Annotated in this window: 20 protein-coding genes and 2 rRNA genes (1 of these 22 cut by a window edge); 12 read left to right on the top strand and 10 right to left on the bottom strand. The window is 60.6% G+C overall.

Features of this window, described 5'->3' with window-relative positions; genetic code table 11:
* Together GEOBRER4_RS16935 and rrf are read left to right on the top strand one after the other, a co-directional pair.
* Positions 1-1,164, top strand: a 23S ribosomal RNA gene (locus GEOBRER4_RS16935); it begins 1,793 nt to the left of the window's first position.
* Positions 1,165-1,300: 136 nt separating this feature from the next.
* Positions 1,301-1,417 (top strand): 5S ribosomal RNA (gene rrf / locus GEOBRER4_RS16930).
* Positions 1,418-1,496: 79 nt separating this feature from the next.
* On the opposite strand, the gene GEOBRER4_RS16925 is transcribed toward rrf, so the two are convergent.
* Both GEOBRER4_RS16925 and GEOBRER4_RS20140 read right to left on the bottom strand, forming a co-directional pair.
* Positions 1,497-2,429, bottom strand: coding sequence for a radical SAM/SPASM domain-containing protein (locus tag GEOBRER4_RS16925; protein ID WP_226377817.1), 933 nt, complete (start codon positions 2,427-2,429; stop codon positions 1,497-1,499).
* Positions 2,402-2,848, bottom strand: coding sequence for a hypothetical protein (locus GEOBRER4_RS20140; protein ID WP_226377816.1), 447 nt, complete (start codon positions 2,846-2,848; stop codon positions 2,402-2,404). Before GEOBRER4_RS20140 ends, GEOBRER4_RS16925 begins: the two co-directional genes overlap by 28 nt.
* A 394-nt stretch (positions 2,849-3,242) precedes the next feature.
* On the opposite strand from GEOBRER4_RS20140, the gene ung reads away from it, so the two are divergent.
* Positions 3,243-3,938, top strand: coding sequence for a uracil-DNA glycosylase (ung, locus tag GEOBRER4_RS16920; RefSeq protein WP_085815345.1), 696 nt, complete (start codon positions 3,243-3,245; stop codon positions 3,936-3,938).
* A gap of 82 nt (positions 3,939-4,020) precedes the next feature.
* Here the strand turns inward: ung and GEOBRER4_RS16915 are convergent, their stop codons facing one another.
* Positions 4,021-5,619, bottom strand: coding sequence for a methyl-accepting chemotaxis protein (locus GEOBRER4_RS16915; RefSeq protein WP_185243252.1), 1,599 nt, complete (start codon positions 5,617-5,619; stop codon positions 4,021-4,023).
* Positions 5,620-5,913: 294 nt separating this feature from the next.
* Here GEOBRER4_RS16915 and GEOBRER4_RS16910 point away from each other — a divergent pair, with 294 nt between their 5' ends.
* Positions 5,914-6,219: a hypothetical protein gene (locus GEOBRER4_RS16910; protein WP_085815338.1), complete on the top strand. Its 306-nt coding sequence runs from the start codon at positions 5,914-5,916 to the stop codon at positions 6,217-6,219.
* Positions 6,220-6,295: 76 nt separating this feature from the next.
* Here GEOBRER4_RS16910 and GEOBRER4_RS16905 read toward each other — a convergent pair whose 3' ends face one another.
* The 3 genes from GEOBRER4_RS16905 to GEOBRER4_RS16895 are packed head-to-tail and all read right to left on the bottom strand — an operon-like array spanning position 6,296 to position 9,636.
* A complete protein-coding gene (locus tag GEOBRER4_RS16905; RefSeq protein WP_185243251.1) occupies positions 6,296-8,449 on the bottom strand; it encodes an ATP-binding protein in 2,154 nt (717 codons plus the stop codon).
* Complete coding sequence (locus GEOBRER4_RS16900; RefSeq protein ID WP_185243250.1) at positions 8,436-9,311, bottom strand: HDOD domain-containing protein; 876 nt, start codon at positions 9,309-9,311, stop codon at positions 8,436-8,438. Before GEOBRER4_RS16900 ends, GEOBRER4_RS16905 begins: the two co-directional genes overlap by 14 nt.
* Positions 9,301-9,636 carry a hypothetical protein gene (locus GEOBRER4_RS16895; protein WP_085815335.1) on the bottom strand — a complete coding sequence of 112 codons (336 nt, stop codon included), beginning with the start codon at positions 9,634-9,636 and terminating at the stop codon, positions 9,301-9,303. Before GEOBRER4_RS16895 ends, GEOBRER4_RS16900 begins: the two co-directional genes overlap by 11 nt.
* Before the next feature lie 219 nt (positions 9,637-9,855).
* On the opposite strand from GEOBRER4_RS16895, the gene GEOBRER4_RS16890 reads away from it, so the two are divergent.
* From GEOBRER4_RS16890 to GEOBRER4_RS16880, 3 genes are all read left to right on the top strand, one after another.
* Positions 9,856-10,782: a DMT family transporter gene (locus GEOBRER4_RS16890; protein ID WP_185243249.1), complete on the top strand. Its 927-nt coding sequence runs from the start codon at positions 9,856-9,858 to the stop codon at positions 10,780-10,782.
* 100 nt (positions 10,783-10,882) lie between these two features.
* Positions 10,883-11,668: an Fpg/Nei family DNA glycosylase gene (locus GEOBRER4_RS16885; protein WP_185243248.1), complete on the top strand. Its 786-nt coding sequence runs from the start codon at positions 10,883-10,885 to the stop codon at positions 11,666-11,668.
* Positions 11,669-11,943: 275 nt separating this feature from the next.
* The gene (locus GEOBRER4_RS16880; RefSeq protein ID WP_085815332.1) at positions 11,944-12,468 is read left to right on the top strand and encodes a DUF4142 domain-containing protein; all 525 of its coding nucleotides are present in this window, start codon (positions 11,944-11,946) and stop codon (positions 12,466-12,468) included.
* 72 nt (positions 12,469-12,540) lie between these two features.
* Here GEOBRER4_RS16880 and malQ read toward each other — a convergent pair whose 3' ends face one another.
* Positions 12,541-14,034: a 4-alpha-glucanotransferase gene (gene malQ / locus GEOBRER4_RS16875; RefSeq protein WP_185243247.1), complete on the bottom strand. Its 1,494-nt coding sequence runs from the start codon at positions 14,032-14,034 to the stop codon at positions 12,541-12,543.
* Positions 14,035-14,125: 91 nt separating this feature from the next.
* Complete coding sequence (locus GEOBRER4_RS16870; RefSeq protein ID WP_185243246.1) at positions 14,126-15,667, bottom strand: cytochrome B6; 1,542 nt, start codon at positions 15,665-15,667, stop codon at positions 14,126-14,128.
* Between the two features lie 241 nt (positions 15,668-15,908).
* Between GEOBRER4_RS16870 and GEOBRER4_RS16865 the strand changes: the two genes are divergently transcribed.
* From GEOBRER4_RS16865 to aroC, 5 genes are all read left to right on the top strand, one after another.
* On the top strand, positions 15,909-16,421 hold the full coding sequence (locus GEOBRER4_RS16865) for a hypothetical protein (protein ID WP_185243245.1): 513 nt from the start codon (positions 15,909-15,911) through the stop codon (positions 16,419-16,421).
* 1 nt (position 16,422) lies between these two features.
* The gene (locus tag GEOBRER4_RS16860; protein WP_085815328.1) at positions 16,423-16,950 is read left to right on the top strand and encodes a YMGG-like glycine zipper-containing protein; all 528 of its coding nucleotides are present in this window, start codon (positions 16,423-16,425) and stop codon (positions 16,948-16,950) included.
* Between the two features lie 121 nt (positions 16,951-17,071).
* Complete coding sequence (lnt, locus tag GEOBRER4_RS16855) at positions 17,072-18,607, top strand: apolipoprotein N-acyltransferase (protein WP_185243244.1); 1,536 nt, start codon at positions 17,072-17,074, stop codon at positions 18,605-18,607.
* 138 nt (positions 18,608-18,745) lie between these two features.
* Positions 18,746-20,875 (top strand): glycogen debranching protein GlgX, encoded by a 2,130-nt coding sequence (gene glgX / locus GEOBRER4_RS16850; protein WP_185243243.1) that lies wholly within the window; start codon positions 18,746-18,748, stop codon positions 20,873-20,875.
* Positions 20,876-20,920: 45 nt separating this feature from the next.
* Positions 20,921-22,003 carry a chorismate synthase gene (gene aroC, locus GEOBRER4_RS16845; RefSeq protein WP_185243242.1) on the top strand — a complete coding sequence of 361 codons (1,083 nt, stop codon included), beginning with the start codon at positions 20,921-20,923 and terminating at the stop codon, positions 22,001-22,003.
* Between the two features lie 11 nt (positions 22,004-22,014).
* Here the strand turns inward: aroC and GEOBRER4_RS16840 are convergent, their stop codons facing one another.
* Together GEOBRER4_RS16840 and GEOBRER4_RS16835 are read right to left on the bottom strand one after the other, a co-directional pair.
* Entirely contained in the window at positions 22,015-22,446 is a 432-nt protein-coding gene (locus GEOBRER4_RS16840; protein ID WP_185243241.1) for a surface-adhesin E family protein, read from the bottom strand.
* Between the two features lie 29 nt (positions 22,447-22,475).
* A complete protein-coding gene (locus tag GEOBRER4_RS16835; RefSeq protein WP_185243240.1) occupies positions 22,476-22,925 on the bottom strand; it encodes a DUF1857 family protein in 450 nt (149 codons plus the stop codon).
* Positions 22,926-23,133: the final 208 nt, after the last annotated feature.

The following is a 23,133-nucleotide window of genomic DNA, read 5'->3' as shown; positions in this document are numbered from 1 at the left end:
CCCGGGGGGGTCGCAGAGAAATGGCGGTAGCGACTGTTTACTAAAAACATAGGACTCTGCAAAGTCGCAAGACGACGTATAGGGTCTGACGCCTGCCCGGTGCCGGAAGGTTAAGGGGATTTGTTAGCCGCAAGGTGAAGCTTTGAACCGAAGCCCCGGTAAACGGCGGCCGTAACTATAACGGTCCTAAGGTAGCGAAATTCCTTGTCGGGTAAGTTCCGACCTGCACGAATGGCGTAACGATTTCCGCGCTGTCTCAACCAGTGGCTCAGCGAAATTGAATTCTCGGTGAAGATGCCGAGTACCCGCAGAAAGACGGAAAGACCCCGTGCACCTTTACTACAGTTTGACAGTGACATTCGAATAAGCTTGTGTAGGATAGGTGGGAGACTTTGAAGCTGGGACGCCAGTCTCGGTGGAGTCATCCTTGAAATACCACCCTGGTTTGTTTGGATGTCTAACCCAGGCCCGTCATCCGGGTCGGGGACACTGTCTGATGGGTAGTTTGACTGGGGCGGTCGCCTCCCAAAGAGTAACGGAGGCGCGCGAAGGTTCCCTCAGGCTGATTGGAAACCAGCCGTAGAGTGTAAAGGCATAAGGGAGCTTGACTGCGAGACCAACAAGTCGAGCAGGTACGAAAGTAGGTCTTAGTGATCCGGCGGTTCTGTATGGAAGGGCCGTCGCTCAACGGATAAAAGGTACGCCGGGGATAACAGGCTGATCTCCCCCAAGAGTTCACATCGACGGGGAGGTTTGGCACCTCGATGTCGGCTCATCGCATCCTGGGGCTGAAGTAGGTCCCAAGGGTTTGGCTGTTCGCCAATTAAAGCGGTACGCGAGCTGGGTTTAAAACGTCGTGAGACAGTTTGGTCCCTATCTTCTGTGGGCGTAGGATACTTGAGAAGAGTTGACCTTAGTACGAGAGGACCGGGTTGAACGTACCTCTGGTGTTCCAGTTGTTCCGCCAGGAGCAGTCGCTGGGTAGCTATGTACGGAAAGGATAACCGCTGAAAGCATCTAAGCGGGAAGCCTCCTTCAAGATTAGGTATCCCTGGGAGCAATCCCCTAAAGGCCCGTTGTAGACCACAACGTTGATAGGCCGGGTGTGTAAGTGCAGTAATGCATTCAGCTTACCGGTACTAATCGGCCGTGAGGCTTGACCATAAAAAATTCTTGGAGAGGGGGGTGGGTCTCCCACCCCCCGATCATAAACTGCTGATGCGTAAAACCTACAAAAACACGAAAATGCGATTGTTGAGAAATATATTGCGAGAGCCGTAAAGGTTCGAGCTAAGAGTTTCTCTGTGGCTATGCCGAGAGGGTCACACCCGTTCCCATCCCGAACACGGAAGTTAAGCCTCTCTGGGCCGATGGTACTGCACTGGTAACGGTGTGGGAGAGTAGGTCGCCGCAGGGAATTTAATAGAGAAGCCCCGTCAGGAATACCTGGCGGGGCTTCTCGCGTTTATTCCGAGCCTGCTTTCTCTGCCCGCCCGCTATGCTGGTTTCTGAACCATCGGGCAGTTGGCTGTCGGCCCGAAGATGGCGCCGTAGTTGAAGTAAGAATCCCTGAAGCAATGTCCTGACTTGCTCTGGCATTCTTCCAGGTTTCCACAGTCGTAACAGGCTGAGCCCTTGAACTTCTCCCTGGGGGGATAAGCAAAGTTCAGCAGTGATTCGCTGTTCCATACCTCAAGCAGTGACTGGGTTGAAACGTCGCCTACAAAAAATGGCTTATCCTGCGGCACTGTATCGCATAGGACTACTTTGCCGTCAGGGGTTATAGTCATTGAGCTGCGGCCACCTGCACATTGCGCTCGACTTCTCCAATACCGTATTTTCTCAGTCTTTTTGTCGCTTAGTTCCACTGATATCTCGATCGGGCCCGGCTGCAGAGATGATGCGTGCGAACTCCCTGCCTCGGTGCTAGAGGAAAGCGCAATGCCGCTCGTGCGAAGGCTCAACTCGGGAAAGTCGATTCTGGCCCTTTCGCATTGTTGCGTGATCAAGATCTTGTCGTGACTGCTTAAACAGAGGTTATCGTTGTGCTTATGGTAGGTTTTTGTGTAGGGTGCGACCGTTATCTGTGTCACTCCCAGCTCCACGAGCTGCTTGATCCATTGGTAAATGTGCGGTGCATTCATCGGCGCGGCGACGGCTTTGACCCGCAGGTTGAACCCGCGCGCCTGTAGGTTCTGGATGCTCTGCACCGCCCTGCCGCTCGCCGCCCCCGGTTGATCAGCCGCTTCGGACGGCGCGTCCATAGTAAGCTGTACCTCGCGCAGGTACTGGTTGACTGGTTTCGTCATACCCACCTCTACCAGCCTGTCTGCGATTTCTTCTGTGATGAAGCATTTCGTCGGAAGCTGGAACAGCATGTCCTGCGAGACGAGCTCGGCGATCAGTGCCAGGGCTTCCTTTCTGTACAAAGGGTCGCCGCCGGCCTTTTCTGCTGCTGCGATTTGGAACTGTCGTCGGTGAACTGCAGCGGATCCATTTTGATCACGAAGGGCTCCAGTTCTGGAGTCATCGCAACGACCGCGTCACATTCCTTGTTTGCTGCGAGTATCACTTTGGTCACGAAGTCCTCTGCAGCTTCCAGATTCTCAAATCCGTGGGCGTACTGCACGATCAGGCACAGGTGCCGGAACGCGAGCCTCCCGTCCATCAGGGAAAGCGTTGCGCCCACCAATGGTGACACCATGGAGTATTCTGCCTGGCCAGCTGCGTACCGGCACAACAGAGTCCAGTCGCCGTTTCGTTTAAGCCGCCAATAGGGGGAGATGACCGGAATTGCTGTGTCTGTTATCTCTACATCTTTGCCCAGCACGGAACATTGCAGTTGCATATCGCTCCTCCTTGCCTGCTGCAGCTTCTGTTTGCACGTGGGTGAGCTGAAAGGCTGAGAATAAGCACGAACGCACATCAGTCTATAGCATCATTAGAAGGTGTCAATGTTGTAGGTTCAAATACGCGGGTGTGCGGCGAAGTGTCGGACGACTGCTCACTTAGTATGATCCCAACGGGTGTTGCGAAGGCGGGCGCGAATGCATATTCCGCTTAGGCCCGCCCAGAAAGCTGATGGAGAGGCAAATGTTAACCAGTGCCATCAGGGTGATCGAATGAAGACGCGGGATGCGCTACCCTTACTCTGTCACATTATGAGAAAGCTTGGCTGGTGCGGGTTGTGTGTGTTAATTTCTTTGGCACGAGCAGCTACAAAAGGTGGCGGAGCCATGGAGATGACGACGGAAAGACAGATACAACTGGAGCCTGGCTGGAAATCACATATGCTGGAGGAATTCGATAAGCCTTACATGCTGGAGCTGAAGGAGTTCCTGCGCCTGGAGTTGGCGCGCAAGAAGACCATCTATCCCAAGGGGAGCGAGTACTTCAATGCCTTCAACTCCACCTCCTTCGACAAGGTGAAGGTGGTGGTGCTGGGACAGGACCCTTACCATGGGCCGGGGCAGGCACACGGGCTCTGCTTTTCGGTAGCACGGGGGGTGGAGGTTCCGCCTTCGCTGGTGAACATCTTCAAGGAGATACAGGCGGACCTGGGGCTCGCACCTGGCGATTTCAGGCACGGTAACCTGAAATCGTGGGCGGAGCAGGGCGTCCTCCTCCTGAACAGCGTGCTGACTGTGGAGGCGGGACGCGCAGCCTCGCACCAGGGGAAGGGTTGGGAGGCCTTTACCGACCGCGCCGTTTCGATGCTCAACGACAAGAAGGATCACGTGGTATTCATGCTCTGGGGCTCGTACGCCCAGAAGAAAGGCGGCGTCATAGACGAGAAGAGGCACCTGGTCCTGAGGGCACCGCATCCCTCCCCCTTGTCAGCTCACCGCGGTTTCCTGGGCTGCCGGCACTTCTCTCAGGCCAACGCCTACCTGACAAGGCACGGCATCGACCCGATCGACTGGCGCCTCCCCGCCTAGCGGCGGCGCGGCATCCGCTCACCGCGCACAGAAAAGGGGAGACCAAAAGCTGGCGGTCCCCCCATTCTTTATGCTCCTTCCTTTAGTACCTGAATCTGCAGATCTGCAGCCTCAGGCACTCCGAGAGCCGACTCAACTCATCAGCAGTCGCCATCGATTCGCGGTTGTCCCTGGCTGTGCCCTGGATGGTCCCGGTGATCTGGTGCACGTTATTGCTGATCTCGCGGCTGGTTGCGCTCTGCTCCTCGGCCGCGGTCGCTATCTGCCCTATCTGTAGCGTCACATCGTTCACCTGCTTAAGTATTTCCGCCAGGCTCTCCCCTGATTTCACTGAGTCTTCGGCCCCTTTCGCGGCTTCCCTTGCGCTTTCATGCATGACCTGCACGGCGCGGGCGGTCTCCTCCTGGATCGACCTGATGTTGACCTCTATCTCCTTCGTGGCGCTGGTGGTCCTCTCCGCCAGCCGGCGCACCTCGTCGGCCACCACCGCGAAGCCGCGCCCCTGCTCCCCCGCGCGGGCGGCTTCTATGGCCGCGTTCAACGCGAGGAGGTTGGTCTGGTCCGCGATGTCCTGGATGGTCCCGATGATGTCGCCTATCTGTTCCGACTTTACCCCCAGATTCCCTACGCTTTCCGAGGTGGCGCGCACCTTTTCATTTATGAGCTTCATGCCTTCGATGGTCCGTTCCACGTCGGCGGCTCCGTACTTCGCCATCTCGCAGGCGCGCTGGGCGCTGTCGACCGCGCTCAGGCAGTTCTTCGAGATGTCGGCGGAGGTGGCGGCCATCTCCTCGCCGGCGGTAGAGACCGTTTCCGTCTGCACGGCTACCGCCTCGGTGGTATTGGCGAGCCTCTCGGTGCTGGAGTGCAACTCGGAACTGGCGCTGGCTACCGAGTTCGCGTTGTCCGCCACAGTCTGCACTATGGTGTGAACCCTGTCTATGAACCTGTTGAAATAACGGCTGGCGGTACCTATCTCGTCGTCGGATTCATTGAGACGATGGGTGAGGTTGCCGTCCCCTTCGGCTACGTCTTGCAGGGTCCTGATCAATTCCCGCAACGGCAACAGCGCCTTGTGCAGGGCTAGGTATCCGGCCAGAGCCAGGACCCCGCCTAGCAGTGCGGACAGCGCGAGGATCAGGTATTTCAGCCTGTCGAACACCGCCAGGTACTCGGAGCGCTTCTCCCCCACGAAGAGGGCGCCGATCACCTTGCCGTTGCCGTCTTTGAGGGGCAGGTAGGAGGCGAAGTGCGGAACACCCAGGATTACTGCCTCCCCCTGGTAGGGAACCGCGTGACCGATGACCGCCTCACGCGCGGGCCCCTGGAGCGTGGTGCCGATTGCGCGGGCGCCGTCATTCTTCTTGATCGTGGTAGCGACCCGGATGTCGTCCCTGAAGATGGTCGCCTCCCCGCCGAAGATTTCCTTCACCTTGTCGGTCAGGGCGTTGTCCCCGTCCAGCGTCATCCCGTTCGTCTGCAGCTTTCCGTCCACCAACACGATGCCGCCATCGTTCTTGCTGATCAGTTCACGGAAAGCCTTGATCCTGGAGGCGAGGGAGACGTTAACCTGGCGGGTGATTTCCTTTTTCGTGACGTAGAGAGAGATGGCCGAAGTAGTGATGGTCGCGATGAGAACCATGGCCACATTGCTGATCAAAATCTTCTTGCTTATGTTCATACTGGTCCCTTCGTTGCGCGTGTTTGGGTGGAGTTGACGGAAGCTTCGAAAAGACCTATCGGGGGGTAAAACAGGAATCTTTAGAAAAAGTATACACGTCGATGTATACACAATTACAACGTTATTAGAGAGCGGGGTAAAGTGGTCTGACCGTGGTGTGGGCGGGAGCCACCTTTTACTGAGGCAGCTATATGGCATACTGGCATAGTCGATAAGGAAAATCACTTGCAGCTGTTTCTGCCGAATTTTATACTGTCATAGAAGGAGAATCACTTACACTGATGGAGGTTTGCCATGAAAGCTTTTACTACCAAGCTGGCCGTTTTTACGGTCGTTACTCTTATGTCTGCTGTACCGGTACTCGCAGGTGACAGCGGTATGGGGATGAGCTCAGGAGACAAGTTCCAGAAGGATGAATGCCTGCTGGTCGCGCGGGCCTGCCGTGACAACGTGGACTCGATCCAGCAGAGGATAGACAGGCTCAACAAGGAGATCGGGAAAGGGACTGCTGTTTACAGCCGGGACGAACTGAAGATGCTAGATTCCCAGTTGAAGGATGCAACGCGTACCCTGGAGATGCTGATCAGTGACGGTGCCTGACAATTGAATAGCGTCGGAAATGGCATGAAGAGGTGGGGGCCGCGGGCCTCCATCTCTTTTTGTGGCCGGTCGAAAATCAAGGCGAGGGGGCTGCTTGGGACTTGAAGGCCGAGAAAGCCTGCAGCAACTCAAGGAAAAGCGCGTCGAGGGGCTCTGCGTCCTCTATCTTGGCCGCAGATTCCATCCGTGCGGCAAGTTCGCGCATGACCGGCGCGCCCATGTTGGCGGAGGTCCCTGCTATAGTGTGGGCCCTGTAATATATGGTGCCAAGGTCCTTTCGGGAGATCGCCTCTTTCAGGTGGTCGAGGTGCTCGGAGATTGCCGTTAGGAATTTCGCCACGAACATCTCCACCGCTGCCTCTTCTCCTCCCAGTCGCTCCAAGAGGTCGGCTCGGTCGAAGGCGAGCGGGGCCGTTTGCGGCGGCGGTTCTGGAGTGGCGGCCGCAGCGGAGGGGTGGCAGGCGTCGGAGGTGGCAATCTTCCTGATCATGGCGGCGATTTCCCTGTCCCGCACTGGCTTCGACAGGTAGCTGTCCATGCCGGCATCGGTGCAGATGGTGATGTCCTCCTTCATCGCGTTGGCGGTCATGGCGCAGATATGGACCCGCCACCCGGTCCCCTCTTCGCGGCTGCGGATGATCCGGGTTGCTTCCAGACCGTCCATGACTGGCATCTGCACGTCCATGAAGATGAGGTCGAAGTTCTCCCGCTCCCACATCTCGACCGCTTCCCGCCCGTTTTGCGCCGTCTGGATCTGGTGGTTTCCTGTCTTGGCGATGAGCTTGGCCGATATCAGCTGGTTGAGCGGCACGTCGTCCACCACGAGGATTCTCAATTCCCGCTCCACCTTCTCGCTCTGTGTTTCGACTTCCTCCTCGACGGGGCGCTCGCCGGGCTTGGGGAGTGTCGCCTCCATGCTGAAGCTGAAGACGCTCCCCTCTCCCAGGGCGCTTTCCACGCTCAGTTTCCCACCCATCAGTTCCGCCAGGCTCTTGCTGATGGAAAGCCCCAGTCCGGTGCCGCCGTAGAGCCGGGTGGTGGAGTTGTCCGCCTGAGAGAACTTCTCGAAGATGACTTCCATCGCCTCGGGGGCGATGCCGATACCAGTATCGGCCACCGAGAAGTTCAAACAGACCCCGCCTGCTCCGTCGCAGGTCGCTGCGGCAGTGAGTGTGATGCTCCCCTTCTCGGTGAACTTCAGGGCGTTGCCGAGGAGGTTACCCAGTATTTGCCGGAGGCGAACCGGATCCCCAACTACGAGTTCCGGAAGCTCGGTGCCCGCCTCAAGTTCTACCCGGACCCCCTTTTCCTGCCCGCGGAGCACGAACGGCTGAAGAGAGCGGTCCAGGAACCGCCGCAGGTCGAATACCACCGCTTCGAGCGTGAGCATCCCCGCTTCCACCTTGGAGACGTCGAGGATCTCGTTGATGATGGTGAGAAGACTTTCGGCGCAATCGGAAAGCGATTCCATGTAGCCGTGCTGTACCTTGTCGAGCGGCGTCTCCATCAGAAGCCTGGCAAGGCCGATCACTCCGTTCATCGGAGTCCTGATCTCGTGACTCATGTTGGCGAGGAAGGCGCTTTTGGCCGCGGTGGCGGCCTCGGCCTTGACCAGAGCTTCCTCGAGCTCGGTGGTGCGCTGGGCTACCTTCATCTCCAGTGTCTGCATGTGTTCCTGGAGCATGTCGTAGAGTTCCGAGTTCTCCACGGCATAGGCCGTGTTGATCAGGATGCTGCTCAGGGCGTTCAGGGTGGAGACCTCTGCGCTGAGGTGGCTGCCGGGAAGTATCCCCATGAACATCCCCCTGATGCGGCTGTTGGTGGCCAGCACGTGCAGCACGAGCGTGTCGGTGCCGGAGAGTGTCGGTACTATCACGGGGTGGTTCTGGTTCACGGCCCAAGCGAAGGTGCCGTCCTGCACCCGGGCATCTACCTCGTTGATCATCTCGCCACAGGAGAATTCCGGGTCGCAGACGGTAAGGGTGAAGGAAGCGTCCTCGTCGATGCCGAGCATGGCAAGAGCGGTGAAGGGTATCAGCCGCTTCAACTGGCCGAAGACCGCCCTGATCACGAAGGAAGGTTCCTTTTGACGGTAAATGTCCGACTGGAAATCGCTGCAAGCGGTCAGCACGTCGAGTGTCTTCAGGTAGTTCAGGTTGGTCTCCTCCAGGAAGTTCACCCTCTCCTGAAGCTTACGGACCTGGTTTTCAATGGGCTCATTGTGATGCATCTTCACTCCCGAACAGTACCGATACTGTCTGTTCATAGGTGCTGTCCACCTGCTTCACCAGTGTGGGAAGGAAGTAGCAGGAGATCTGCAGCCGGTCCCATACTCCCTTGTCGAGTTCCGGCACGAAGATCTCGCCGCTGTGGCCCAGCTGCAGGGCGTGGGCGATGATGTCGGCCAGATGGAGTATGGAGCTTTCGCGCGGGTACTGGTCGCCCAGGCGGCAGTCGTGGTGGCCCCCCACGGGCTCGGCCACCCGGGGGGGGATCTTCCATTTTTTCAGCAGAGCACCGCCGACGTCGGCGTGGTCGAAGCCGAACTTCTCCCGTTCCGCGCGGTGCAGCAGGGCGTCCGTCGCCCGGCACTGCTCCAGCAATTCCAGGCAGATCCCCGGCACCCGGACGTACATGACCAGCCTACCGATGTCGTGTAGAATCCCGGCAACGAAGAAGCGCTCCAGGTTCGACTCGCGCTGGCTGGTGGCAAGGATCCTCGCCGCGAGCCCGGTGGCGATGCTGTGCTTCCAGAACTGCTCCATGTTGACCAGTTCCTCGGGGATACCCTTGAATACGTCCATGACCGAGATGGCGAGGGCCAGGTCGCGCACCTGGAGCACACCTATGATGGTGACGGCCTGGGTGATGGTGTCTATCTTGGAGAAGTAGCCGAACAGAGGGCTGTTGGCGAGCTTCAGGATCCTGGCGGTGAGCCCCTGGTCCTCGGAGATGATCTTGGCGATGTCCCCGATGGAGCTGCGGGGGTGGTCGATCGCTTCCGAGAGTTGAGAGTAAAACATCGGGAGGGAATGTATGGTGGAGACGTCCTCCACCATGTGCTCCACCGAAGAATGCGGCTTACGATGCATTGGCGGCCCTCCTTTCGGTGCAGATCCGCAGCAGTTCCTTCACCGCGGGGTGCTCGGGGTCGTTATGGACGAAGAGCCTCTCCACCTCGGCTCGCGCCTGGCGCAAAAGCTCAGGGTCTACCTCCTCATGCTGAGGCGCCTCGGGGTCCTCGGCGACCCCTTCGCCTACGATCTCGACCTCGAGCACCCCCCACATCCTGAAGATGGAGAAATGCTTCTCCGTAAGCTCCGCACCGGACGGAAGGAGCATCCTGCCGCTGCGGTCGCAGACGTTGCGGCTGAGAATCATGCCGGGGGCCAGGTTGTCGATGTGGACAACTGCCAAGGGGGACCTCCTTTGTTGCACCTGCTCGCGGGGGACCGCGCTCTCATGAATTATGCTGCTAGTTGCGTATCGGTCTTTGTTGCGGTTTCTTTAGCTCCCTGCACCATTCCCGCAGCGTGACGGCAATAAGGCTCTCCTGCCGCAAAGCCCCTCGCGGGCCAGGTGGTGGAAAAACGCTACGGGGTTGACATAAGCCGCAACCCCTGTCTTTAATAGACGATGCTCAAAACTACTCATGAAGATCCTCGCTCCTCGAAGGCCACTTTCTGGCTGATACTTACAACCTTTTTCTGGGGAGGGAGTTTCGTCTTCAACAAGATCGGCTTCAGAGAGATCCCGCCAGTAACCTTCCTGTTCTTCCGCTTCGCCCTGGCAACGCTGCTTATGGCGGTGGTCTGCCTGCCGCGCTTGAAGCGCTTCGACCGGAACGTCCTGGGGAAGGGGTTCGTCATCGGGATGGCGCTTGCCGCCACCAACCTCTCCTTCGTTCTCGGTGTGAGCGGCACCAGCATCTCGCGCGCGGGGTTCCTGAACAACCTGTTCGTGCTGATCATCCCGCTGCTGTGCTTCGCCTTCTGGCGCGAGCGCTTCGACCGCTGGACCGCGACCGGTCTTTTCCTCGCCCTCGCCGGCCTGTGGCAGCTGGCCCAGGGCGGGGCGGAGGGTTTCAACAAGGGGGACCTGCTCTCCACCCTGTGCGCGCTCTTCATCGCCCTGCACATCATATCGGTGTCGAAACTTTTGCGGGACGAGGACGTCTACCTGCTGAGCCTGGTGCAATTCGGCACTGTCACGGCGGTGGGAGGCCTGCTGTTACTGGTGCTGCCGGAGCCCCCCTTCGCCATCACCGCGGTTTCGGGCGGTTCGCTGCTTTACTGCGCCATCTTCCCGACCATCATCTGCTTCACGCTGCAAAACAGCTACCAGCGCTACACCACCCCCACCAAGGCGGGGCTCATCTACACTATGGACCCGGTCTGGAGCATGCTGGGGGGGACGCTGATCCTGGGGGAGCGGCTGACCGCGGGAGAGTGGCTGGGGTGCTCGTTCATCTTCGCCTCGGTCGTACTTCCGCTCTCCATCAAGCGCCTGCGTGAGCGGCACCTGGGCATCGACTACCGAGCCGAAGGGGCCGCTGCCGATTAGCGACCATTCCGCCCCGCCGCCGCATGGTTTTCGTTGACTTCACGGCTTTCTCGGATACGCTGGCGCGAGAACGTAATCGCGACGCTAAAAAGGAGGGGGCATGCCCGAACTCCCTGATCTCACCATCTACGCTGAAAACCTGGAAAAAAAGCTGGCCGGAAAGAAAGTAAGGTCGGTTTCCTTCCACGACAGGGGGCGCCTTAACGTAGCTCCGGATCAGCTCTCCTCCGCGCTTACCGGCGCGAAGATCGCCGCGGTCAGGAGAACGGGAAAGCAGGTCTCCTTCCAGGCCGACAACGGTGCCGTCCTGAGGGTTCACCTCATGCTGACCGGCGGTTTCGTGCTGGCCGGGGCAGATCAACTGAAGGGGGTGGAGGCGCCGGTGGTTAGCATTGCCTTCACCGACGGTTGTGCGCTGGCTGTCTCCGACCCCAAGGGGTGGGCGACCCTCACCCTGAATCCTCAGCCTGAGCGGGAGGCGCCCGACGCCCTGGAAGTCAGCTTGGAGCAATTGCAGCAGTTGTGCGCCCGAAAGCCGAAGGCGCTGATCAAGGCGCTGCTCCTGGACCAGGCGCTCATCGGGGGGATCGGCAATGCCTACGCCGACGAAATCCTCTGGGAGGCGCGCATCTCGCCCAAGTCGGCGGCGGGAAAACTCCCCCCTGAGGCTGTCTCGGCACTGGCGCGGGCCATTCCCGCCGTTCTCGAGGATGCCATAGCGGAACTGCGCAAACGCCACCCCGACATGGTCTCAGGCGAGTACCGCGAGTTTCTCAAGGTGCACCGACCCGGGCTGAAGAAATCCCCCACCGGGGCACCAGTCATCAAGGAGAACGTCTCCTCCAAGCAGACCTACTACACCGACGAACAGCGGCTCTACAGGTAGCATGGGGGGCGGCACCTGCCCGCCCCCCATGGCTTCGTATCCATCCCCCTTGCAGCAGTTTCCTGACGCCTGAGCTTCGCATTTCCTCTCCGTTTCTTTCCTGTTGACCCTTTTCCCCGTGCCGCATGCCAACCTATCCGGTTTTCACTGCCGAGTCGGCCAACTTTCCAGATCCCCTGCGTTGACAATAAGAGAAAGCCGGATACTTTTAGACAGTTAGTTTTTACTAATGTTTCACCAAAACCACCGGCTTCGGCCAACAACGGGAGGAAAACATGAAAAGGTTTCTGTGGATGGCGGTCGTTTCTCTGTTTGCGTTGAGCATGGCGATCCCCGCACTTGCGGCGGATAAGCTGTCGAGGTCCGACAAGGCGTTCGTGAAGGATGCTGCCAGCGGCGGGATGATGGAGGTCGAAGCGGGACGCCTGGCCCAGCAGAAGGGGGCCTCTCAGGAGATCAAGGACTTCGGTCAGATGATGGTAACTGACCACGGCAAGGCCAACGACGAATTGGAGGCCATCATCGCTAAGAAGCAGATGAAAAAGCCGGCGAAGATGGACGCCAAGCATAAGAAGATGGTCGACCAGCTGAACGCGCTGTCCGGTGCCGAGTTCGATAAGAAATACGCGAAGGAAATGGTCAAGGACCATGAAAAGGACGTGGCGAAGTTCAAAAAGGCGAGCGGAAAAGTCAAGGACCCCGAGATCAAGGCGTGGGTGGACAAGACCCTGCCGGTCCTCGAACAGCACCTGCAGCACGCGAAGGATATGGCGAAGAAGCTGGGCGTGGCCAAGAAATAGGGAGCGCTTTCAGAGGTTAAAAACGATGGGGCTTCGGAGTTTCGAAGCCCCATTTCTGCGCCCGGGCATGGCTCAATCCTGGGCCCGGCCATAGCAGGCGGTCATCTCGGAGAGACGGGAAGCGACTTCGCCGAGGTCTGCAGTGGGGATCCTCCACTCCCAGTTCCCCTCCGCTTTCCCGGGCCTGTTCATCCTGGATTCCTCGCCCGCCCCCAGCACGTCCTGCATCTGGATCACCGCCGTGTGCGCCACCGACATCAGCGCCAGCCTGATCAGCTCCCAGTTGACCCCGTTCTCCACCCGCCGTCCCAGATAGCGGTAGAGTTCCAGCCGCTCCTCGTCGCCAGCGCCCTGATACCACCCGGTGACGGTGTCGGTATCGTGGGTGCCGGTGTACGCCACGCTGTTTAAGGGATGGAGGTGCGGCAGGTAGCTTCTTTCCCGCGCCTCCTTCTGGAACCCGAAAAGGATCACCTTCATCCCGGGGATGGCGTACCGGGCCATGGTCTCCCTTACGTCGGCGCCGATGGTCCCCAGGTCCTCTGCGATCACGGGGAAGAGAGGGTAGTGCTGAAGCATGGTGTTGAAGAATTCCTGTGTCGGGACCTTTTGCCAGTTCCCCCTGAGCCCGTTTTGCTCCCCTACCGGGACTTCCCAACAGGAGGTCAGTCCTTGGAAGTGGTCGATCCTCACGAAGTCGTACTGCCTGAACAGGTAGTGAAAGCGCCTGATCCACCAGTTGAAGCCGTTGCGCCTGAGCCCGTCCCAGTCGTAGACGGCGCAGTTGAAGAGCTGCCCTTCGGCGCTGAAGGCGTCGGCGGGGCTCCCGGCGAGCAGGTACGGCTTTTTCTGCTCGTCCACCTTGAATAGTTCCGGGTTGGCCCAGATGTCCACCGCGTCGTAGTTCATGAACATGGGGAACTCGCCGATGATCCGGATCCCCTTGCCGTTGCAGTAGTTTTTCAGCAGGTGCCATTGCTTGAAGAAGAGGTATTGCAGGAATTTCTCCCGCTCCACCTCGTCCCAGAGTTCTTCCCGCAACAGCTGGACCTTTTCGCTGCTGCGGTTGCTGAGCTCCTGCGGCCACTCGGCCAGGGGGAGGTTCCCGAGATGGTCGCTTATCGCCGTGAACAGGGCATGGTCTTCGAGCCACATGGAATTGCCCCGGCAGAACCGGGCGTAGTCCTCCGGAACCCCACCCTTCTGGAACCGGATGTGCGCACGCTGGAAAAGCTGCCGCTTGAAACGCGAGACGGCCGGGTAATCGACCCGCCGTTCCGGGAAGTGGGGATGGTCCTCAACCTCCATCTGCGTCAGGAGCCCCTCCGCCGCCAGCAGCTGCGGGCTGATGAGGGCCGTGTTTCCGGCGCAGGAAGAGAGGGAGCTGAAGGGTGAGTCGAAGTATCTCTTGTTCGTCGGGTTGAGCGGCAGGATCTGCCAGTAGCTCTGCTTCGCCTCCGACAGGAAATCGGCGAACTCGTAGGCGCCGGCTCCAAAGTCCCCAATGCCGAATGGGGACGGAAGGGACGTGATGTGACAGAGAATCCCACTACCGCGTTTTTTCATAACTCCTCCCGTAGAAAAGCCCCACCCGACTGAGACAGGTGAGGCTTTTTTTTGATGCGCAAAACGCCGGCGCTGCTCAGCAAAGCGGCCGCTAGAGGACCCGCAGGAAAGCGACCAGGTTCGTCTCCTCCTCGGCGGAAAGCTTCAGTCCGAGTACCAGGTTGAAGAACTTCACCGTGTCCTCCAGGGTGAAGCAGCGGCCGTCGTGCATGTACGGCGGGCTCTCTTTGATTCCCCTCAGGGTGAAGGTCTTGATGGGGCCATCGCCCGGTTCGCGGGTGAAGCGCTCCATCTGAAGGTCGTGCATCTGGTGATCCAGGTAGAAGGGGGTGGGGTGGCAGGTGCCACACTTCCCCTTGCCGAAGAAGATATTCTGCCCCGCCATCTCAGCCTGAGTGGCTTTGCCGGGGACCAGGTAACCTGCAGGATCGAGTTTGGGAGCGGGAGGTACGTCGAACATGTTCTGCATCTGGGCCATGTGGCTTACCTGTACCCGGCTCAGGATGTTCATCCCTTTTTTGGCGGCATGGATCTCGTCGCCGTTGAAGTAGGCGGTGCGCTGTTCGAATTCGGTGAAATCCTCGACCGAGCGCAGGCTCCGCTTGGAGGAGTGGAGCTGCTGGTTGAAAAGCCCCCTGAGGCTGACCGTATCGAGCCGGAAGCGGCGCTCCTGGGGACGGATATCTGGGCTCAGGTGGAATTGGGCGGTGGTGTGCCCGTTGACGTGGCAGTCGAGGCAGGCGACTCCCAAGCTCGCCTGGGGGGATTTGCGGTCGTCGGTTGGGTTGAATTCCTCCTGGGGGAAGGGGGTTACCAGCATCCGCAGGCCGTCCAACTGCACCGGTGTGAGGAGGTCCTTGAAGAGGCGGTAGAAGTTGTTGATGCTTACCACCTCCCCGCGGGAAACGTCCCCCAGCTCAGGCCGGTTCTGCAGGAAGATGGCGGGGGGGAGCTCGGGGAGGAAGGCATCGGGGATGTCGAAATCCACGTCGAAGCGCTGCAGCCTCGGGAACATGTCGATCTGGATCTGTGGGAAGACCTGTCCGCCGCTGACCTGCTTGGGATGAGGCAGCGGGGGATAGGGGAAGAGGTCTCCGGATCGTATCTGTTCGGGGGACATCGCCGCCAGCCGCTCCCAGGAGGTCCCTTGGGCGAGCAGGGCGGTCGGACCGACGGCTATGGGCTTGCCGCGGGTCATCTTCACGTCAGGGGAGAGGTTCGGCTTGAGGTTGTACCTCATTTCCAGCAGGCGCCTCTGGGTGGCCATCACCTTCGGCTTATCGGCCACGTCCTTCTGGTACACCTCCTGGAAAGTGGTCATCGGCTTCTTCGCGTCGAGGGGGTCACGGTAGAAATCGAAACCGAGGATCTTTCCCTCGTCGGGTTGGTTCTTGAAAGCCGTCGAGGAGGGTTCCGCCTTGGTGGCCATGAACAGGTCCGAGTTGTCGTGCTGGTTTTTTTGCTGCTCGGGGCGGGTCCTTGCCACCTCCCTTGGCGTCTGCGCAGCCTGGACCGCGTCGTAGGGCGCCTTTCTAGCGGGCTCCCCCTGTGGCTGCGTCCACGATTTGGTTGCCGGGATGATCAGGGCTGCTGCAAGAAAAAGTGACGAAACCAATGCGGCGTCTTTTCTCATGTTTAGCTCCCTTTTAGCGGTTAGAATATTTGAACCAGCTAATCTTTGCACAGCTCCCTTGGAAGTCAACACTCGACTCCCCGGTGAGGACGAGGCTGCAGCTCCAGCTTCTCCAGGCGGTGGGCAAGGCCGCGCGATACCGCTCCTGGGGCGGTGCAGCAGGATTGTTAGCTTTTGCAGATGTTGCGGGCAAGTTGTATACTGAATTGGTCAAAAGTCCCGTCATTAAAGGAGGGGAGCCATGAAAATAATGAAGATCCGAACCCTGGTGATACCGGTATTGATCGCTGCCTGGTCAGTCCTTTCGGCGGCCCAGCTGAGTTATGCCGACAGAGGCGGCGGGGGCGAGCAGGGGGCTCGCGCAGTCGGACGCGGCGGCACGAGTTACTACGGCGGCCGCGGCGGATACTACGGGCGTGGCGGATACGGTACCAGCTACGTGGGGCCAAGCCACAGCCACAGCCATTTCTCCGGCAGCGTCTGGATCGGCCCCGGCTTCGGATTCTGGGATCCCTGGTACTACCCCTACTACCCGTATCCAAGTTACCGCTACTATGCACCACCGACCGTGGTAGTCCCACAGGAGCCGCAGGAGTACGTCCTGCCTGAAAGCCAGCAGGAGACCGGGTACTGGTATTACTGCCGGAATCCGCAGGGGTATTACCCCTACGTCGAGCGCTGCCCGAGCGGCTGGATGAAGGTGGTTCCCGACAGCGTCCCCCCTGGGGAAGAAGAGCAGGACAAGGAGAAGTGACATGAAAACATATTCCAGAACAGCTGCCTGGTTGCTGCTGGCCCTTGTGGGGCTGGGCGGGTGCGCCACCGTTCCCACCGGCCCGACCGTTAGGGTATTGCCGGCCCCGGGCAAGTCATTCGAACAGTTCATGGCCGAGGACGCGGTCTGCAGGCGCTGGGCCGAACAGCAACTGGGGCTGAGCCGTCAGGATACGGTGAACCAGAATACCGCAAGCAGCGCCGTGGTCGGTACCGCCGTAGGCGCCGGGGTCGGGGCCCTTTTGGGCGCGGCCGGCGGCAACGCGGGGACCGGAGCGGCCATAGGAGGGGGCACCGGGTTGCTGTTCGGGGCCGCCAGCGGCTCCGAATCGGGACGTGCTTACGGCTACGAGGCGCAGCGCTTATACGACAACACCTACGTGCAGTGCATGTACTCCAAGGGGAACCAAGTGCCGGGCATGGTGCGCAAGGTGCGCCGGACGAGAAACGTTGCTCCTCCTCCTCCAGACATGTACTCGGTCCCTCCCGATTACTACCCGGCTCGCTAGAGACAGGGGCGCCGCGAGGCGCCCCTTCTGCGTTTGTGAGATTGTGATGATTAACGGCTTGTGCTATCTTGGCAAGCCGTTCCGTCTGCGCGCTTTTAATCCCTGTTGAAACGAGGTCACCTTGTTGAACCGCATCACCAGTCACCCCTTCTTCCCGTGGTTAGCCGCAGTTGCCAGCGGCATCCTCCTTTTCTTAGGCTACGCCGGCTTCGACCAGTTCTACCTGGAGTGGATCTTCCTGGTGCCGCTTTTCTGGGCCCTGCGCGGCGCGCGTCCAAGGCGGGCTTTCCTCATCGGCTGGGTCGCGGGAATAGTCGGGCACGCCGGCGGGTTTTACTGGGTCATAGAGATGTTCAAGCAGTTCGCCGGGGCGCCTTTCCCCTTCGCCCTTGTAGGGCTGGTGCTTTTGGCGGCTTCAAACGGCATCGTCATGGCCGCCTGGGCCTGGGGAATCAGGTTGATCGCCGCAGGCCGCGGCTGGCAGGTGGTCTGGGTGGCACCGGTGGTCTGGACGGCCATGGAGAAGTTCTGGCCCGAGGTTTTCCCGAACTACCTCGGGGCGAGCCAGTACCGGTTGTCGCACCTGACCCAGATAGCGGATTTCACCGGAGTGCTCGGGGTCAGCTTCCTCGTGGTCTACATCAACGCCACGCTCTACTGGGTGACTGCCTGCTGGTGTGAGGAAAGACGCGTCCCCTGGCGCCCGCTGTCGGCCCTGGCGCTCTCGCTTCTGCTCGTGGTCGGTTACGGGGAGATGCGGCTTAGGGAGGTGGAGCGGCAGGTAGCTTCGGCGCAGACCCTCAAGGTCGGGCTGGTGCAGGCGAACCGTGGCGCGGCGGACATGCACGTCGATGCCGACACGGTGCTTAAGGAGCACCGGGACCTGTCGCGGGGCCTGGTTGAAAGTGAACGGCCCGACCTGGTGGTCTGGCCGGAAGGGGTGCCGGTGAGCCTCTCCTTCCGCGAAGGCGTTCTCCCCACGGCGGCCCTGGGGGACCTCGGCACGCCGCTTTTGTTCGGCGCCTGCCTGCGTACCGCCGACGGGATCTGCAACAGCGCCTTCCTGGTCGACCGCTCCGGCCGCATCCTGGGGAGCTACGACAAGACGGTGCTGGTCCCTTTCGGGGAGTACATACCCTTTGGCGACACCTTTCCGAGCCTTTACTCCTGGTCCCCCTACTCGAGCCGCTTCTGGCGCGGCCAGAGCGAGGAGCCGCTCCTACTGGGAAACCACGTGATCTCGCTCAGCATCTGCTATGAGGACATCTTCCCCCTGCATATCCGAAAGCTCATGGCGGGTGGTAAGGAAAGGCGCGTTCCCGAGGTGATGTTCAACCTCACCAACGACTCCTGGTACGGCAAATCGACCGAACCGGTGCAGCACCTGGCCCTGGCGAGCTTCCGCTCCATAGAGAACCGCCGCTCCCTGGTGCGCGTCACCAATACCGGCATCTCGGCCTTCGTGGACCCCGCCGGCCGCATCGTCAAGAGTACCGGCATCTGGACCAAGGAAACCCTGGTCGACAAAATCCCGCTGTTACAGGGACGTACCGTCTATTCCACAGCCGGAGACTGGATCGGCTGGCTCAGTGCCTTTCTCTTTGCGGCAGCGGTAACCTCCGTGTGTGTCTCGGCGCGTCGCAAGCTGAGAGAGTGAAAAAGGGGGCGTCCGTCGTTTGACTGAAAAACATATTCGACTATAGTCTCACAAGGCAAAAAGGCAACGCCAGATCAACGGGCGGCGGCGACTGAGACTGCACAGGCCGCCGCTGAAAGCAAGAAAGAAGGATCAACGGTGAAAGTTACGGCAAAAACAGGGAGAAGAAGCGCCGAGCCGTCCTACCCCAGGGGAAACACGTCGCCGCTTGGCGCCACCGTGTCCCCCGGAGGGGTGAACTTCAGCGTCTTCGCCAGGGACTGCACCGGGGTCGAGCTTCTTATCTTCGATGCCGCCGACGACGCCGTTCCCTCCCGGGTCATCACCCTCGACCCGCAGCAAAACCGCACCTACCATTACTGGCACGTCTTCGTTCCCGGCATCGGGGCGGGGCAGCTCTACGGCTTCCGGGTCGCCGGGCCGTTCGAGCCGCAAAGGGGGCGCAGGTTCGACTCCGGGAAGGTGCTGATCGACCCTTACGGGCGCGCCGTCGCGGTCCCCAAAGGGTACTGCCGTGGCGACGCCTGCCTGCCGGGAGACAACGCCGCGACCGCCATGAAGAGCGTCGTCGCGGACCCGCGCGGGTACGACTGGGAGGGGGACCTTCCCCTCAAGCGCCCTTACTCCAGCACCGTCATCTACGAGATGCACGTGGCGGGTTTCACCAAGGACCCCTCCTCCGGGGTCCCGGCGGAGAAGCGCGGCACCTACGCCGGGCTGGTGGAGAAGATCCCCTACTTAAAGGACCTTGGGGTCACCGCGGTGGAGCTGCTGCCGGTCTTCCAGTTCGACCCCCACGACGCCCCCTTCGGGCTGGTGAACTACTGGGGGTACAGCCCCATCTCCTTCTTCGCCCCCCACGCCGGCTTCAGTTCGCGCAGCGAACCGCTCGGCCCCCTGGACGAGTTCCGCGACATGGTGAAGGCGCTGCACAAGGCGGGGATCGAGGTGATCCTCGACGTGGTCTACAACCACACCTCCGAAGGGGACCACAAGGGGCCCACCTTCTGCTTCCGCGGCTTTGCCAACGACGTCTACTATTCGCTTTCCCCCGACGGGAGCTACATCAACCACACCGGCTGCGGCAACACCCTGAACGCGAACCACCACGTAGTGCGCCGGCTCATCATCGACAGCCTGCACTACTGGGTCAAGGAGATGCACGTCGACGGCTTCCGTTTCGACCTTGCCTCCATCCTCTCCCGCGACGGGCAGGGGCGCCCACTCAAGAACCCCCCCATACTCTGGGACATCGAGAGCGACCCGGCGCTGGCCGGGATCAAGCTGATCGCCGAGGCGTGGGATGCGGGGGGGTTGTACCAGGTGGGGAGCTTCATCGGCGACAGCTGGAAGGAGTGGAACGGGGAGTTCCGCGACGACGTGCGCCGCTTCTTAAAGGGGGACGAGGGGGTGGTGTCGCGCTTCGCCGCGAGGATGCTGGCGAGCCCGGACATCTACGGGCACCAGGAGCGCGAACCTGAGCAGAGCATCAACTTCGTCACCTGCCATGACGGCTTTACCTTGAACGACCTGGTCTCGTACAACGAAAAGCACAACGAGCAAAACGGCGAGTCAAACAGGGACGGTTCCGACAGTAACCTGAGCTGGAACTGCGGTGTCGAAGGGCCGACCGAAGCGCCGGAGATCGAGGAGCTGCGCAACCGGCAGGTCAAGAATTTCATGGCGGTGACGCTTCTTGCCCTGGGGACCCCGATGATCCTTATGGGGGACGAGATGCGGCGCAGCCAGCAGGGGAACAACAACGCCTACTGCCAGGACAACCGCATCGGCTGGTTCGATTGGGCTCTCCAGGAGCGCCACGCGGACATCTACCGGTTCACCAAGGAGCTGATCAAGGCAAGGCTAATGCAGAGCGGCACCCTGTCCGAGGCCCGGACCCTGAGCCAGTTGCTGGGGGAGGCGCGCCTTGAATGGCAGGGGGTCAAGCTGGGTAGCCCCGACTGGAGCCACGAGTCCCACAGTATCGCGCTGACAGTCTGGAGCCGCTCCCGCCACGTGGTGTTTCACTACATGGTCAACGCGTACTGGGAGCCGCTCGACTTCGCGCTCCCCCCTCCGCGCCGGCTTCCCGGCGGCACCTGGTACCGCTGGATCGACACCTCGCTTGCCTCGCCGGACGACATCGTCCCCTGGGATCTCCCCCCGCCGCACGCCTCTCGAAGCTACCGGCTCCCCCCGCGCAGCATCGTGGTGCTGATCGCAAAGTCGCGCAGGGGCGGAGGGCGCCCGGCCCCCGACGAAGCCTGAGTACTCCACCAAAGCCGCGCTTGCCCCACCACAAGGAGATCCCGCATGTCTTCAACCTTCGGCACCCTGTTCAGGGTATCCACCTTCGGCGAAAGCCACTGTGCAGCGGTCGGTGCCGTCGTCGACGGCGTCCCCGCCCGGATGCGGCTTGCGGAGAGCGACATCCAGCCGCAGCTGGATCGGCGCCGCCCGGGGCAGAGCGAGCTTTCCACCCCCCGCGAGGAAAAGGACCTGGTGACCATCCTCTCCGGCGTGGAAAACGGGCTCACCCTAGGCACCCCCGTGTGCCTCCTGGTGCACAACCGCGACCAGCGCCCCGGCGACTACCGGGAGATGGAGGCGGTCCCCCGACCCTCGCACGCAGACTATAGCTACCAGGTGAAATACGGCATCCGGGCCTCGAGCGGCGGCGGGCGCTCCTCTGCCCGCGAAACCATAGGGCGCGTGGCCGCCGGCGCCATAGCGGAGAAGTACCTGGCCGAGCGCTTCGGAGTGGAGATCGTGGCCTGGGTGGACGGCGTGGGGGAGTTGGAAGGGGGCGCGGTCGATCTGGATCGGATCAGCCGCCAGGAGGTTGATGCTACCCTTGTCCGCTGTCCCAACCGCGCGGCTGCGGAGTCGATGATGCAGCTGATCGGGTCGGTGCGGGACCGGAAGGACTCAGTGGGCGGGGTGGTGCGCTGCGTCTGCCGCAACCTTCCCGCCGGGCTGGGGGAGCCGGTGTTCGACAAGCTGGACGCCCTGCTGGCCCACGCCATGCTCTCGCTTCCGGCCGCCAAGGGTTTCGAGATCGGCTCCGGGTTCGGCGGAAGCCGGATGCTGGGGAGCGCCCATAACGACCCCTTTGTGCAAAAAGAGGGACGCCTGGGGACCGTGACCAACTTTTCCGGAGGGGTGCAGGGGGGGATTTCCAACGGCGAGCCGGTTCATTTCCGGGTTGCCTTCAAGCCACCGGCAACCGTTTCCCTGCCTCAGCAAACGGCTGCCTTCGACGGCGCCGAGACCGTATTGGAAGCCAAGGGGCGCCACGACCCGTGCATAGTCCCGAGGGCCGTTCCCATCGTCGAATCGATGGCGGCGCTGGTCCTGATGGACCTGGTGCTGAGGCAGGAGTACCGCACGAAGTAGCCCGGGGAGGTTCAGCGACTACAGTTGGCCTCGGCCACCAGGGCCATGCGGGAGCCGGGTGGGAGGTACTCCGGCGCGGTGGTGTCGCCAAAATCCGTCGACTTCAGGATCGCTCCCTTTTGGTCGAAGTGGGTCACCGACAGCAGGCGCCCTTCCGTTTCGGCGCAGTCGATCTGGTACATGTAGCGCGACTCGTACAGGCGGGAGGGCTCAGGCAAACCGTGCAGCACCTTAAGCGCCTCCTTCTTCCCCTGTTCCGTGTAAACCACCCGCGTCCTTACCTGGATCGTGTTGTTCCTGGCGGGGGTGGTGCCGTTTCTGTCGTAGAAGAAGGAGGAATCCTGGTTCTCGTCGACGAGTACCCAGTCGGGGTCGGCGGCCAGCGCCGGAAGAGCGCAGGCAATAAGCGCCAACAGCGAAAAGAAAAGTAGTGGTAGCCGCATCTCGTTCCTCCTTGAGCCGTAGAGCCCCCTCAGCGCCGTGAATCCGTCTCCTCGGCCCGTGTCCGCATCTTCTGCATCTCGGCCCCCAGATCTGTCAGTATCTCCTCTTCACCCCTAACTACCCCCTGCACCTTCAGCGATTTTCGCAGCAGATCGAGTTCGTATTCAAGGTAGAGCGGCGCCACAGGACTTTGTATCGCAGTCTTCAGTATCTTTTTCACTATGAAGCCGGTGAATTGGGGATGCTCCAGTAACTCGTGCCGCAACTCTCCGTCATAGGGGCGCACCAGCACCCGCTCTTTCACGGGCTCGCCGTGCAGCAGCATCTCTGAGATGAAGACGTCCTCGCTTTCCTCTGTGACGCGCGCCTCGGTGATGCCGACCAGATAACGCTCAGGGTGCTGCAGCCTGTCCATGAGCATGTTCCAGAGGGTTTGATGCTCGCAATGAACAACAACCTGCAAGGTCCTGACTAGCATGAGAGCCTCCTGATAGTGTCGTTGCTGCACGCTGTAGCTTCTTTTTTGGCGACAACTAATTATAGAGCCAGGCAAAGCACGGTCAAGGGGGAGGGCCCTGGGGGCGGCACCCCGCACTCCAGCTCCGGATAGCGTTCGTTGACACCTAGATGACCACGGTTACAATGGGGAAATTGTTCGGCTTGGGGCGAATCCGGGACGGCAGGAG

The sequence above is a fragment of the Citrifermentans bremense genome, from assembly GCF_014218275.1.
Lineage (GTDB): Bacteria > Desulfobacterota > Desulfuromonadia > Geobacterales > Geobacteraceae > Geomonas > Geomonas pelophila.
Note: the sequence above shows the minus strand (reverse complement) of the source record. Positions and strands in the feature narration are given on the sequence as shown.